This is a genomic window from Actinoplanes sp. NPDC026670 (genome assembly GCF_040638175.1).
In the GTDB taxonomy this organism is placed as follows: Bacteria; Actinomycetota; Actinomycetes; order Mycobacteriales; family Micromonosporaceae; genus Actinoplanes.
In genome coordinates this window covers 169758-184136 of sequence record NZ_JBEZXU010000012.1, presented here as the reverse complement: position 1 = coordinate 184136, position 14379 = coordinate 169758, and the positions used below count along the sequence as shown (strand labels likewise).

10 protein-coding genes are annotated in these 14379 nt (G+C 69.5%); 4 read left to right on the top strand and 6 right to left on the bottom strand.

Going from position 1 to position 14379, the window contains the following annotated elements:
- Positions 1-43 precede the first annotated feature (43 nt).
- On the top strand, positions 44-1915 hold the full coding sequence (locus AB0E94_RS14725) for a hypothetical protein (RefSeq protein WP_360326326.1): 1872 nt from the start codon (positions 44-46) through the stop codon (positions 1913-1915).
- A gap of 108 nt (positions 1916-2023) precedes the next feature.
- The gene (locus AB0E94_RS14720) at positions 2024-2374 is read left to right on the top strand and encodes a hypothetical protein (RefSeq protein ID WP_360326325.1); all 351 of its coding nucleotides are present in this window, start codon (positions 2024-2026) and stop codon (positions 2372-2374) included.
- Here AB0E94_RS14720 and serA read toward each other — a convergent pair.
- From serA to AB0E94_RS14695, 5 genes are all read right to left on the bottom strand, one after another.
- Positions 2371-3948, bottom strand: coding sequence for a phosphoglycerate dehydrogenase (gene serA, locus AB0E94_RS14715; RefSeq protein WP_360326323.1), 1578 nt, complete (start codon positions 3946-3948; stop codon positions 2371-2373). The genes AB0E94_RS14720 and serA overlap by 4 nt on opposite strands.
- Before the next feature lie 30 nt (positions 3949-3978).
- Positions 3979-4992 (bottom strand): ketol-acid reductoisomerase, encoded by a 1014-nt coding sequence (gene ilvC, locus AB0E94_RS14710; RefSeq protein ID WP_360326322.1) that lies wholly within the window; start codon positions 4990-4992, stop codon positions 3979-3981.
- 11 nt (positions 4993-5003) lie between these two features.
- The gene (gene ilvN, locus AB0E94_RS14705) at positions 5004-5522 is read right to left on the bottom strand and encodes an acetolactate synthase small subunit (protein WP_106316311.1); all 519 of its coding nucleotides are present in this window, start codon (positions 5520-5522) and stop codon (positions 5004-5006) included.
- Positions 5519-7348, bottom strand: coding sequence for an acetolactate synthase large subunit (locus AB0E94_RS14700; protein ID WP_360326320.1), 1830 nt, complete (start codon positions 7346-7348; stop codon positions 5519-5521). The genes ilvN and AB0E94_RS14700 overlap by 4 nt, the downstream gene beginning before the upstream one ends.
- Before the next feature lie 141 nt (positions 7349-7489).
- Complete coding sequence (locus tag AB0E94_RS14695; protein WP_360326367.1) at positions 7490-9829, bottom strand: bifunctional diguanylate cyclase/phosphodiesterase; 2340 nt, start codon at positions 9827-9829, stop codon at positions 7490-7492.
- 120 nt (positions 9830-9949) lie between these two features.
- Between AB0E94_RS14695 and ilvD the strand changes: the two genes are divergently transcribed.
- Positions 9950-11797, top strand: coding sequence for a dihydroxy-acid dehydratase (gene ilvD, locus AB0E94_RS14690; RefSeq protein WP_360326318.1), 1848 nt, complete (start codon positions 9950-9952; stop codon positions 11795-11797).
- Positions 11798-11981: 184 nt separating this feature from the next.
- On the opposite strand, the gene AB0E94_RS14685 is transcribed toward ilvD, so the two are convergent.
- A complete protein-coding gene (locus AB0E94_RS14685; protein ID WP_360326316.1) occupies positions 11982-12809 on the bottom strand; it encodes a DeoR/GlpR family DNA-binding transcription regulator in 828 nt (275 codons plus the stop codon).
- Between the two features lie 274 nt (positions 12810-13083).
- Here AB0E94_RS14685 and AB0E94_RS14680 point away from each other — a divergent pair, with 274 nt between their 5' ends.
- Positions 13084-14367 carry a sugar ABC transporter substrate-binding protein gene (locus tag AB0E94_RS14680; protein WP_360326315.1) on the top strand — a complete coding sequence of 428 codons (1284 nt, stop codon included), beginning with the start codon at positions 13084-13086 and terminating at the stop codon, positions 14365-14367.
- Positions 14368-14379 lie beyond the last annotated feature (12 nt).

Below are 14379 nucleotides of genomic sequence, written 5' to 3'. Positions count from 1 at the left end.
CCGGACGACCCGAGTGCGCCTCCGAACCTTCAGAAAGGCCGACGTGACCATCATCCCGCGTACGAGGCTGACCAGCCTCGTGGGCACCGCCACCGCCGTCGTGCTGGCCGCGACCAGCTTCCCGGCGCCCGCCTACGCCGCCGAGGCACCCGCGACTCTCGCCGAGAAAGCCGCCGCACTGCGGGCCCTCGGCCTGGAGCCGACCGCGATCCGGACCGGCTACAAGGACTGCGACCTCACCATCGAGATCTGGGGCGCACTCAAGGACGTCGAGAACCGCAACGAGGTCCGCGCCGCCGCCGTCGACGCGTTCACCAGCCCGGACTACCTCCAGCGGCAGGACAGCACGCTCTGCACGCTCTTCATCCGTACCGAGGTGTACGCGGCCAAGCAGCGTGACGTCGCCAACGAGGTGGCGGCCCAGGAGCAGGATCGTGTCGAACGGGAGCTGAAGCAGAAAGCCGCCCTCACCATCGGCCTGCCCGTCAGCACCGACGATCTCGGGCTGACCGTCAAGAACTTCGTCGACCTGATCCGCGCGAGCGACAAGTCCGGGCCGCTGGTCAAGGCCGCCGCTCTGACCGCCGCCGCCGGCTCCTACGACGACCAGCTCGCCTTCCTCGGTGATGGCATCGTGACCGCCCACGAAGCCGACCGTAAGAAGCAGATCGAGGACGAGGCGGCCGGCGACAAGGCGCTCGAGCTCAAGCTGATCGAGGAGGCCGCCCGCAAACGCGCCCTCGCCGTCCTGCTGGTCGCCGCCACCGACGGCATGCTCGCCGCCAGCGACCGCGACTTCATCACCTACATCTGGGAGAACGCCGAAGAGGGAACCACGGTCCGCGGCGCCGCCGAACGCGCCGTCCTCAGCCGCGAACCCGCCGACTGGAACAACTACATCCACACCGGCATCCACGAAGCCCGCGAAACCGACCGCCAACTCGCCCTCCGCAAGAAATACGAAGCCGACGTGGCCAAGGCCGACGCGATCATCGCCGAGGCCACCACGAAGGGACACCTCAACCTGGTGCACGCTGCCCGTAAGGCTCTCGCCGGCGACACCAACGACCTGGCCACGTTCATCGGCACCGGCCAGTTCGACCTCGACCTGGTCACCAGCCTGGAAGCCGACGAGATCGGCCTGACCTGGACGAACACTTCGGTTCCGGGCGGCTTCGTCAACGTCAACAACTGTCTGTCTCTCCAAGCTCAACGCCTCAACAGCAACGTCGTCCAGGCGAACGCTGCTGTCGCCTCAGCCGAGATGGAACTGTCGCGTCTCCAGATGGAGATCACCGGAGCCACCACCGCGGCGGAGAAGGCCCGGCTCACGGCTCAGCTACCGGCCGCCCGCAAGGCGATCACGGACGCCAAGGCGGCCCAGGCCACGGCCGTCGCCGCTCTCGCCGCCTGCACGTCCTCGAAGCCGGAGCTGACCGTCGCGCCGGCGGGGCCGGTCACACCGGGATCCGTTCTTCCCGCGACGCAGGTGCACACCGGCAGCAACGCGGTACGGATCGTCGGTAACGACATGAACACCACCAAGTCGTACGCCTACTTCCAGGCGATGAACCTGGACCGGGTCCTCGTCGGCGAGAAGACCGTGCTGAGCTACTGGATCTACCCGTCCACACGAGACTGGCAGCCGACCGACAGCTCGTGCGTCGCCGTCGACCTGATCTTCAGCAACGGGGCCAACCTGCGTGACTCCGGCGCCGTCGACCAGAACGGCAACCGGGCGCACCCGGCGCACCAGTGCGGCAAGCTCACACCGAACGCGTGGAACCAGGTCACCGTTCCACTCGGCAAGCTGTTCAACGGCCGCGCCGTCACGCAGCTCAACATCGCCTACGACCAGCCCGCCAACGCCGGAACGTTCCGGGCCTTCATCGACGACATCAGCATCGTCGGCTGATCGATCGATGCCGGTGGGTGGCGAGGATGCCACCCACCGGCATTGTCATATCCGCGTGTCGGACGGCCGGTTGATGACGCCGGGCACCGGTGATGGCACCATGCGCCGGTGAGTTTCGACCTTGTGGTGTGGGCCATGGACCCGACGGCGGATCAGGACGCGGTTCGGGCCGCGAACGCGCGCTGCTTCAACGGCGAGCATCCACAGCGCGCCGCCGACCCTCGCGTCGTCGCCTTCTATGACGCCGTGACCAGCCACTACCCGGATCGTGGGCCACGTGCCGCGGAGCCCGGGTCGCCGTGGGCCAGTGCTCCGCTGCACGCCGAAGCCGACCACATCCACATGCGACTCGACGAGAACTGCGCCGACGTGGTGCTCGAGATGATCGAGAAGTACGCCGCGCAGTTCCATCTCGACCTGCTCGACCTCCAGGACGGATCGGTGTACCGGGCTTTCTAGTCGGCTCGCAGGTCCACCACGGCCGCCCGGGACGCCCCGATCACCGCGGCCACCCCGGCCAGCAGATCCGGCGAGACGGTGGAATCGACGGTCAGCGCCATCAGGGCCTCGCCCCCGGCCGCGCGCCGGGCCACCTGCATCGCGGCGATGTTGATCTCGGCTTCCCCGAAGGCCATCCCGAGCGCGCCGACCACACCGGGCCGATCGGTGTAGGTGAAGAACACCAGCACCCCGTCCGGCGGGAGATCCAGGTCGAAGCCGTCCACCTCGACCAGCTTGGCGAGGGCGCTGAGCGTGCCCGCGACGCTCACACTGCGGCCGTCGGGCAGGGCGCCACGGACCCGGAGCAGGTCACCCGGCTCCTCGACGGCCGACATCTGCACGGTGACGCCACGTTCGGCGGCCAGGCGGGACGCGTTCACGTACGTCACCGGCTCGCTCACCACCGGCGCGAACAGTCCCTTCAGGACGGCCAGCTCCAGCACCGAGACGTCGTGCCCGGCCGCGGCCCCGTGCACCTCGACGGTCACCCGCTCGGGCAGGTGACCGGCCACCGCGGTGAGCACCCGGCCCAGTTTCTCGGCCAGCGGCAGCAGCGGCCGCACGTCCTCGTCGACCGGCCCGCCGGCCCGCACGTTCACCGCGTCGGGCACGAACTCGCCGCGCAGCGCCAGCCGCACACTGCGGGCCACCGCCAGGCCCGCCTTGTCCTGAGCCTCCACCGTCGACGCGCCCAGGTGCGGCGTGACCACCACGTTGTCCAGGGCGAACAGCGGCGAGGAGGTGAGCGGCTCGGTCTCGAAGACGTCGAGTCCGGCGCCGGCCACCCGCCCGTCGGCCAGCGCCTCGGCGAGCGCCCGTTCGTCGACGAGCCCACCACGGGCGGCGTTGACGATGCGCACTCCGGGCCGGACCAGATTCAGTTCCTTCTCTCCGATCAAACCCACGGTCTCGGGTGTACGGGGAAGGTGCACCGAAATGAAGTCGCTCTCCCGTAGCAGCTCGTCGAGGCCGACCAGGTGCACGCCGAGCTGGGCCGCGCGGGCCGGCTGCACGTACGGGTCGTACGCGATCAGCCGTACCCCGAAAGCCGCCATGCGCTGCGCGAACAGCACGCCGATCCGCCCCAGGCCGACCACCCCGACGGTCTTGCCGTGCACCTCGACCCCGGTGTACGCCGAGCGCCGCCAGGCGCCCGCCTTGAGCGCGGCGCTCGCCGCCGCGGTGTGCCGGGCCACCGCCAGCAGCAGGGCCACCGCCTGTTCGGCGGCCGAGACGATGTTGCTGGTGGGCGCGTTGACGACGAGCACGCCGCGGGCGGTGGCGGCCGGGATGTCGACGTTGTCGAGGCCGACGCCGGCGCGGGCGACCACCTTCAGTCGGTGTGCCACGGCGAGCGCTTCCGCGTCGATCCTGGTGGCGCTACGGATGACCACCGCATGCGCATCGGGCAACGCCCCGAGGAGCGCTGCCCGATTCGTGCCGTCTATCTCTCTAATCTCGTTGAGATCCTCGGCCAGCGCGTCGAGCGCGGCCGCTGCCAGTTCCTCGGTGACGAGCACTACTGGACTCATGGACCTCGATATTAGAGGCCTTGCCTATGATCAGGCGGTCTCGGTGATGGGCCGGTCGACCCAGCTCATCATGCCGCGCAGCTTCGCACCGGTGATCTCGATCGGGTGCTTGGCGGCCTCCTCGCGGAACTTCTTGAGCTCCGGCGCGCCGGCGTCGTCGTCCGCGATCAGGCGACGGGTGAACTCACCGGACTGGATGTCGGCGAGGATCTTCTTCATCTCCTCCTTGACCGACGCGTTGATCACGCGCGGGCCGGAGACGTAGTCACCGAACTCGGCGGTGTCCGAGACGCTGTAGCGCTGACGGGCGATGCCGCCCTCGTACATGAGGTCGACGATCAGCTTGAGCTCGTGCAGGCACTCGAAGTAGGCGATCTCGGGGGCGTAGCCCGCCTCGGTCAGCACCTCGAAGCCGGTCTGCACGAGCGCGGACGCGCCACCGCAGAGGACGGCCTGCTCGCCGAAGAGGTCGGTCTCGGTCTCCTCGGTGAAGGTGGTCTTGATGACACCGGCACGGGTGCCACCGATCGCCTTCGCGTAGGAGAGAGCGAGCGCCTGGCCGTCACCGGTCGGGTCCTGCTCGACCGCGATCAGGGCCGGGACGCCCTTGCCGTCCACGTACTGGCGGCGGACCAGGTGACCCGGGCCCTTCGGGGCGACCATGGCGATGGTGACGTCGGCCGGCGGCTTGATCAGCTCGAAGCGGATGTTCAGGCCGTGACCGAAGAAGAGCGCCTTGCCCGCGGTCAGGTTCGGCTCGATCGACTCGGCGTAGATCTTGCGCTGCGCGGTGTCCGGCGCAAGCACCATGATCACGTCGGCCCAGGCGGAGGCCTCGGCCGGGGTCTTCACGGTGAGGCCCTGCTCCTCGGCCTTCGGGCGGCTCTTCGAGCCCTCCTGCAGGCCCACCACGACCTCGACGCCCGAGTCGCGCAGCGACAGCGAGTGCGCGTGACCCTGGCTGCCGTAGCCGATCACGGCGACCTTCTTGCCCTGGATGATCGACAGATCGGCGTCGCCGTCGTAGAAAACTTCCGCGGTCATTACGTACCTTTCTAGGCGGCGCGGAGCGCCGGGCCGGTTGTGATGGATCGAGAACCTCGGCCGATGGCGACCAGGCCCGATTGGACCATCTCTTTGATGCCGTACGGCTCGAGGTCGCGCAGCAACGCATCCAGTTTGTCGGGATTACCGGTGGCCTCGATCGTCAGGGTGTCCGGAGCGACGTCGATCACTCGCGCCCGGAACAGCTCGACGGTCTCGAGCACCTGGCCGCGCTGCGCCCGATCGGCACGCACCTTGACCAGCAGGAGCTCGCGCTGGACCGACTGGGCCGGGTCCAGCTCCACGATCTTCAGGACGTTGACCAGCTTGTTGAGCTGCTTGGTGACCTGTTCCAACGGGGACGAGTCCGCGTTGACCACGATCGTGATGCGGCTGACGTCCGGGTTCTCCGTCTCGCCGACCGCCAGGGAGTCGATGTTGAAGCTGCGCCGGGAGAACAGTCCGCTGACCCGGGCGAGCACGCCGGGCTTGTTCTCGACCAGCACGCTCAGCGTGTGTTTGTTGGTCACAGGTCGTCCTCTTCGAACGTCGGGCGCACGTCCCGGGCGAACATGATCTCGTCGTTGCTGGTGCCGGCCGGGACCATCGGCCACACCATGGCGTCCTTGCCGACCGTGAAGTCGATGACCACTGGGGCGTCGTTGATCTCCATGGCCTGCTTGATGACCTTGTCGACGTCGTCCTTCGACTCGCACCGCAGGCCGATGCAACCGAGCGCCTCGGCCAGCTTCACGAAGTCCGGGATCCGGTGCTTGTGGGTGCCCAGCTCGGTGTTGGAGTAGCGGCCGTCGTAGAACAGGGTCTGCCACTGCCGGACCATGCCCAGGTTGCCGTTGTTGATCACGGCGACCTTGATCGGGATGCCCTCCAGGGCGCAGGTGGCCAGCTCCTGGTTGGTCATCTGGAAGCAGCCGTCGCCGTCGATCGCCCACACCGTGGTGTCCGGCTGCGCGACCTTGGCGCCCATCGCGGCCGGGACCGCGTAGCCCATCGTTCCGGCGCCGCCCGAGTTGAGCCAGGTGCCGGGCTTCTCGTACTTGATGAACTGGGACGCCCACATCTGGTGCTGGCCGACGCCGGCGCAGTAGATCGCGTCCGGGCCGACGATCTCGCCGATCCGCTCGATCACGTACTGCGGGGCCAGGGTGCCGTCGGTCGGCTCGTCGTAGCCGAGCGGGTAGCGCTCACGGATGTCGTTCAGCGTGGCCCACCAGGCGGCGTACTGCTCGGTGCCGCCCGCGGACGACGAGACCGCCGCGATCAGCTCGTCGATCACGTGCCGGGCGTCGCCGACGATCGGGACGTCGGCGTGCCGGTTCTTGCCGATCTCGGCCGGGTCGATGTCGGCGTGCACGACCTTGGCGTCGGGCGCGAACGAGTCGAGCTGGCCGGTCACCCGGTCGTCGAAACGGGCGCCCAGGGTGACCAGCAGGTCCGACTTCTGCAGCGCGTAGACCGCCGGGACCGTGCCGTGCATGCCGGGCATGCCCAGGTGCTGCGGGTGCGAGTCGGGGAACGCGCCGATGCCCATCAGCGTGGTGACCACCGGGATGCCGGTGAGCTCGGCCAGCTTGCGCAGCCCGTCGGTCGCGCCGGCCTTGTGGACGCCGCCGCCCACGTACAGCACCGGGCGTTTGGCCGCGGCGATGAGCCGGGCCGCCTCGCGGATCTGTTTGCCGTGCGGGTGCAGCGTCGGGCGGTAGCCCGGCAGGTCGAGCGTCGGCGGCCACTGGAAGGTGGTCTGCGACTGGAGCACGTCCTTCGGGATGTCCACCAGGACCGGGCCGGGGCGGCCGGTGATCGCCAGGTGGAACGCCTCGGCCAGGATCCGGGGCAGCTCCTCGGCGTTCTGCACCAGGAAGTTGTGCTTGGTGATCGGCAGGGTGATGCCCTGGATGTCGGCCTCCTGGAAGGCGTCCGTGCCGATGTACGGCCGGCCGACCTGCCCGGTGATCGCGACGATCGGGACCGAGTCCATGTACGCGTCGGCGATCGGCGTGACCAGGTTGGTGGCGCCCGGCCCACTGGTCGCGATGCAGACCCCCACCTTGCCGGTGGCCTGCGCGTACCCGGTGGCCGCGTGCCCGGCGCCCTGCTCGTGGCGCACCAGGATGTGCCGCACCTTCGAGTCGAACAGCGGGTCGTACGCCGGCAGGATCGCCCCGCCCGGAATGCCGAACGCGACCTCGACCCCGAGCGCCTCGAGCGACCGGACGAGCGCGCCGGCACCGGTGGTGGCTACCGGGGCCACGGTGGCGGGAGCGGTGTTCACGGCCGCCGCGACGGTGGCCGGAGTGGCTCGGTGTGCGAGGGATTCAGGAGTGGGTCTCGTCATGGCAAGTCAGACCTTTTCGGTAAGCGGTCCCAGTACTTGAGCAACAAAAAAGGCCCTCGTGCATGATGCACGGGACCTAGCGCACTGCCTCGTTGAGGACAGTGCGCTCAGATAAGTACTCGGGACGCGAAGCACATGCGCCTAACCTTGCCCCATCTCACGGCCTGAGTCAACTGATCCCACATTTTGATCACTCGTGGCCGCCGCAAAGTTAGGATCGCCCGGCAGCAACGCTCTGACCTGCCGCATTCCCGGTCCGAGCTGTACCACCTGGCTGCGTGCGGGTGCGTCGTTCTGCGGTGGTGCTGATCTCGGCGCAGGGGCCGGGCGCGGGTTCGGCGAGCGCAGCGACAGCAGCCGGGACTCGAAGTGCTCGGCCGGCACACCCCAGCCGAAGAGCGAGCCCTGACCCAGCCGGCAGCCCGCCTCCTCGACGATCTCCCGCTGCGCCGGGGTGCCGATCCCCTCGGCCAGCACCTCCAGGCCGAGGCGGTGCCCCAGCCGGACCACCACGTCGACCAGCGGCGCCGCCGTGCCGGTACGCGACTCGGGCTCGGCCACCAGCGCGTGATCGATCTTCAGGATGTCCACCGGCAGCGTCCGCAGCTGGGTCAGCGACGAATAGCCGGCGCCGAAGTCGTCCAGCGCGATCCGCACCCCGGTCTCACGCAGCTCGGCCAGCCGCCGGACCAGCTCCTCCATGTCGGTGGCGACGGCGTGCTCGGTCACCTCCAGAACGAGACGCTGCGGGGGCACGCCGTACTCGGCCAGCACGTCGGCGACCTGGGCGGCGTAGTCGGAGTTGTGCAGCTCCTTCGGTGACAGGTTGACCGACAGCCAGACGTCGTGGCCCTTGGCCCGCCACTCGGAGAGCTGCTTGACCGACTGCTCGAGCACCCACGCGCCGATCCGGTTGATCAGGCCGGACTCCTCGGCCACCGGGATGAACTCGACCGGGGCGACCCGGCCCAGCTCCGGGTGGGTCCAGCGGAGCAGCGCCTCGGCGCCGACCGGGCGCATCGACGGCAGCGCCACCACCGGCTGGAACACCAGATGCAGCTGGTCCCGGTCGATGGCGTGGCGCAGCTCACCGGTCAGCGTGCCGCGGCGGCGCAGCAGCTCGTCGTACCCCTGCTGGTATCGCTCCACCCGGTTCTTGCCGCGCTGCTTGGCGTAGCGCAGCGCCAGGTCCGCGTCGTGCAGCAGCTCGCCGGTCGCGGCCACGCCCAGGCTCGCGGACAGGAAGATCGAGCCGCCGTCGACCTCGTACGGCTCCCCCAGCACCGCGAGCAGCCGATGGGCCGCGAGCACCGCCTCGTCCGCGTCACCGTGCATCAGCACCGCGAACTCGTCGCCGCCGAGCCGGGCCGCCACGTCCCCGGCCAGCAGGTTGCGCCGCAGCCGGGCGCCCACCTCGGCCAGCACCCGGTCGCCGACGTCGTGGCCGCGCAGGTCGTTGACGGTCTTGAAGCCGTCCAGGTCGATGCCGATCAGGGCGCCCTGCTCCCCCGCCGAACGCAGCGCCCGCTGGAGGCCGCGCCGGTTGGCCAGCCCGGTGAGCGGGTCGGTGTGCGCCAGCTCCCGGAAGTGCGCCTCGCTCTGCCGCAGCCGCAGCGTGTAGCGCCGCACGTCGTCGAGCGCCAGGTACTGCCGGGAGACCAGGGCCAGGCCCTCGACGGTGGCGCCGAGATAGCCGAACACGTCCATGACACCGCCACGGGCCAGGTGGTAGCCGAGAGCACCGATCATCGCGACCATCGGGACCACCGCGTACGCCGCGCCGCGCTCCAGCACGTCCCCGGTCACCTCGACCGGCCGGTCGGCGGCTCGCACCGCCCACGCCACCCAGGCCAGCCCGCCGGTCAGCAGCAGGCCGCTGACCAGCGTGTACCCGCCCTGTTCCCGGCAGATGCCGATGGCCAGCACATTCGCGGCGGTGGCCACCACGGTGACCCCGGCCGCCACCCGCACGGTGTGCCGCCGGGGCCGGTGGGCGTGCAGCGCGAGCACCGCGGTCAGGCCCAGCCCGAGCACCAGCAGCACGGCCGGCAGCAGGATGGCCAGGCACTTGTTGGGGGTGGCGTCACCCAGGATCCGGGTCGGCTCGCTGACCAGCACCCATCCGACGAACCAGATGGCGGCCGCGATTACCAGCCCGTCCAGCACGTGCCGGATCGCGGCGGCCGGGCTGCGGGCCGAACCGGGCAGCGCCACCGTGCCGGCCAGCAGGGTGAGCGTGCCCAGGCCCATGCCGATCGCGACCGCGGTGGCCAGCGCGCGGCTGTGACCGGGATCGCTGTGATGACCGCCGAGCAGGGCCGTGACCAGGCCGGCCAGGGCGGCCCCGGTCGCCACCGCGCCGCCGGCCGCCAGCAGAAGGTGGGCACGCCGGGCCGCGCCGGTGTGCCGGCGGCCGGACCGGCCCAGGTAGGCGACCGCCGGGACGGCGGCGAGCAGGCCCGCGAGGCCCGCCAGCTCCATACCGGACGGTGAGTGCACGGACACACTGTGCCGGATCTTCTCGGATTGCGACACCCCCGGCGTCCCGCGCTGTGGACGTCCGGCACGGTCCACGGCCCGGACGGTGGCACTATGGGGGGCATGCCTGAGCTGCGCTCCCGGACCTCGACCCACGGTCGGACGATGGCCGGTGCCCGCGCCCTGTGGCGCGCCACCGGCATGACTGACGACGATTTCGGCAAGCCGATCGTCGCCATCGCCAACAGCTACACCCAGTTCGTACCCGGGCACGTGCATCTCAAGGATCTCGGCGGCCTCGTCGCCGAGTCGATCTTCGAGGCCGGCGGCATCGGCCGCGAGTTCAACACGATCGCCGTCGACGACGGCATCGCGATGGGCCACGGCGGCATGCTCTACTCGCTGCCCAGCCGTGAGCTGATCGCCGACGCCGTCGAGTACATGGTGAACGCGCACTGTGCCGACGCGCTGGTCTGCATCTCGAACTGCGACAAGATCACCCCGGGCATGCTGCTGGCCGCGCTGCGGCTCAACATCCCGACGGTGTTCGTCTCCGGTGGCCCGATGGAGGCCGGCAAGACGATCGCCATCGAGGGCATCGTCCACGAGAAACTCGACCTGGTCGACGCGATGAGCGCCGCCGCCAACGACAAGGTGACCGACGCCCAGCTGGACACCATCGAGCGGTCCGCCTGCCCGACCTGCGGCTCGTGCTCCGGCATGTTCACCGCCAACTCGATGAACTGTCTGACCGAGGCGATCGGCCTGTCGCTGCCCGGCAACGGCTCGACGCTGGCCACGCACGCGTCCCGCAAGGCGCTGTTCACCGAGGCGGGCCGGCTGATCGTGGAGATCGCCCGGGACTACTACGAGAAGAACGACGAGTCGGTGCTCCCGCGGGCCATCGCCAGCCGGGACGCCTTCGAGAACGCGGTCGCCCTGGACGTGGCGATGGGCGGCTCGACCAACACGATCCTGCACCTGCTGGCCGCCGCCCGCGAGGCCGAGCTCGACTTCAGCGTCTCCGACATCGACGCGATCTCCCGCCGGGTGCCCTGCCTGTCGAAGGTCGCGCCGAACAGCCCGAAGTACCACATGGAGGACGTGCACCGGGCCGGCGGCATCCCCGCCCTGCTCGGCGAGCTGCACCGGGGCGGCGCCCTGCGCACCTCGGTGCGCGCGGTCCACTCCCCCGATCTGACGTCCTGGCTGGACAAGTGGGACATCCGCGGCGGAAACCCGTCACCTGAGGCGCTGGAGCTCTTCCACGCCGCTCCCGGCGGGGTCCGCACCACCGAGCCGTTCAGCACCCAGAACCGCTGGGCCACGCTGGACACCGACGCGGAGGGCGGCTGCATCCGGTCGGTCGAGCATGCGTACACGGTCGACGGCGGCCTGGCCATCCTCTTCGGCAACCTCGCCCCGGACGGCTGCGTCGTCAAGACCGCCGGTGTCGACGAGTCGATCTGGAAGTTCACCGGCCCGGCCCGCGTCTACGAGTCGCAGGACGACGCGGTCACCGGCATCCTCGGCAAGGAGGTCGTCGAGGGCGACGTCGTGATCATCCGGTACGAGGGCCCGCGCGGTGGGCCCGGTATGCAGGAGATGCTCTACCCGACGTCCTTCCTCAAGGGCCGGGGACTGGGCAAAGCCTGCGCGCTGATCACCGACGGGCGGTTCTCCGGCGGCACCTCCGGGCTGTCGATCGGGCACGTTTCGCCCGAGGCGGCCGGTGGCGGGCTGATCGCCCTGGTGGAGACCGGTGACGAGATCACCATCGACATCCCGGGCCGGTCGATCACGCTCAACGTGCACGACGACGTGCTGGCCCAGCGCCGGCACGAGCAGGAGCGGCGGCCGAAACCGTACACGCCTGTCGACCGGCAGCGGCCGGTTTCGGCGGCGCTGCGCGCCTACGCCTCGATGGCCACCGCGGCCAGCGACGGCGCCTACCGCCGCGTCCCGGAGTAACCCACCGCCGGAGGCCGCCGCATCCCGGCCGGCCTCCGGCACCCGCACCGTCACCACGCAACCGGCGTGGTGATGTGCGGTCCGAAACTCGCCGCAGGGCGGCACCCAACCGGTGGCCGGGTGCTGCGTGGTGATGTGCGGTTTGGAGCGCGCCGTAGGTCGGCACGCTCGGCGCGGGTGCGGGTCAGGGGCGGCGGGAGCCTGACGCCGGGGTGATCACGGCGACTCCGGCGGCGGTCAGGGCCTCCTGGAGCGGCTCCGGCGGAGCGGTGTCGGTGATCAGGTAGTCGGCGGCGCTGAGTTCGGAGACCTGGGCGAACAGGCGCCTGTCGAACTTCGAGGAGTCGGCGAGGATCGCGACCCGCGCGGACCGGGAGATCATCTCCTGCATCATCGCGGCCTCGGCGATGTTGCTGGTGGTGAAACCGGCGTCGGCCGCGACCGCGCCGACCCCGATCAGCGCCAGGTCGCAGGTGATGTCCAGGTCGGCGCCACCGCTGGCCCGGAAACTGACCGACCCGATGGTGGCGAGCGTCAACTGCCGCACCGCGCCGCCGAACACGTAGATGTCACGGATCGCCGTGACCGGCAGAGCTCCCGGCACCAGCAGGTTGTTGGTGGCCACCGTGAGATCGCGGTGCTGGCCCAGCCGGCGAGCGACCGCGAGAGTGGTCGACCCCCCGTTGATCATGATGGTCGAGGAGTCCTGGACCAGCTCTGCGGCCAGCGTCGCGATCTTCTCCTTCTCCTGCTCCTGGAGGGCGAGCCGCTGGTCGACGGCACGGTCGGCGCGGGCCGCGGTGGAGAGGCTGACCGCGCCACCGTACGTACGCACGAGCGCTCCGTCGGCGGCCAGCTGATCGAGGTCGCGGCGCACCGTGTCGATCGAGACCTTGAAGCGCTCGGCGAGCTCGGCCACGGTGACCTGACCTGCGTCGGCGACGAACGCCGCCAGCTGCGCCTTGCGCCCGGCGGGCAGGTTCCGCGGCCGGTCATCCTTATCGACGGTCACTGTTCTCCCCCTTGTCAGTGCGGCAGTATGCCACAACCTCACCGGCGAAACGCACACTACCGTGCAATGCCGCAAAGAACCGCATGGCCTAGCAGGGCCTGACAAGCTGCCAGAAGACCTGCCCGCGGTGCCGGTTGACGGCAACTGCCGCGCGACAGTCTGCCGTACTACGCGGTTTTCTGCGGTTCTTCTCTTGTTCTCATCTGTAACACGCTGCTAACGTGACGCCAACACAGCAGAGAACAGAAAGATTTAGATATAGAAGGAGCTGGCCATGGCAGTTCGTTCCACCCGGCCGAGGCGGCTGTTGGCGGCACTCGCGGCGACCGTTCTGGTCGGTTCCGCGGCCGCCTGCGGCGGTTCCGGCGACGAGAGCGCGGACGGCACCGTCACGCTCGAGTTCGCACAGTGGTGGGGGGCGGAGCTCCCAGCCGGAGAATTCGACAAGATCATCAACGACTTCACCACGCAGAACCCCACCATCAAGGTCAAGCTGCTGAGCGCCCCCTACGCGTCGACCAAGCAGCAGCTCATCACCGGCGCGGCCTCCAAGACGCTGCCCGACGTGGTGGGCCTCGACGGCGCCTGGGTGAACGACTTCGCGAAACAGGGCGCGATCACCGACATCTCGGCGCTGATGACCGAGGCGAACTACGACGCGAGCCAGCTGGCCAGCCAGGTGCAGCTCGACAACAAGACCTACATGATCCCGGTCGTCAACTTCGTCTACCCGCTCTTCGTCAACAAGGACCTGCTGACGAAGGCGGGGGTCGCCGAGGTGCCCGCCACCCGCACCGCGTTCCTCGACGCCGCCAAGAAGATCTCCGCCACCGGCGCCGACGTGAAGGGCTGGGCCCTGCCGCTCGACACCGCGGTCCCGAACGGCATCCAGAACGACGTCATGTCCTGGCTCTGGGCCTCCGGCGGCAGCATGCTCCAGGACGGCAAACCGAACCTGACCAGCCCGGGCGTCAAGAGCACGGTCGAGTTCGTGAAGAGCCTCAACGACGCCGGTGTCGTGGCGCCCGGCTCGCTGACCATGAAAGAGCAGGACAAGGTCGAGAAGTTCACCAACGGGCAGGTCGGCATGATGATCGACTCGCTGGCGCACATCAACCTGATCAAGGAGAACAAGCCGGACCTGAAGTTCGAGGTCGCGGCCCTGCCCGCCGAGGACGGCTACACCGGCAAGCGCGGCATCCCGTACGCGTCCTGGGGCATCGGTATCTCGAACTCGACGAAGCACAAGGCCGAGGCGTTCAAGCTGGTGTCGTACCTGATGAGCCAGGAGACGAACGCGAAGCTGAGCACCATCGCGAACGGATTCCCCGGCAACAAGAACGCCACGCCGGACTTCGGCAACTCCGACCCGCTGTTCAAGACGGCCTTCGACATCTACCAGGCGGGCTACCCGGCGAACGAGTTCGTCGGCCTGCCGAAGTCGGAGGACCTGATGCGCAGCTTCGACGAGCAGCTCCAGCTCGTGCTGACCGGCAAGACGACAGTCGACGAGGCCCTCGCCAAGTCGCAGGAGAACTGGTCGTCGGTGATCGAGTAGGTGTTTCGTCCG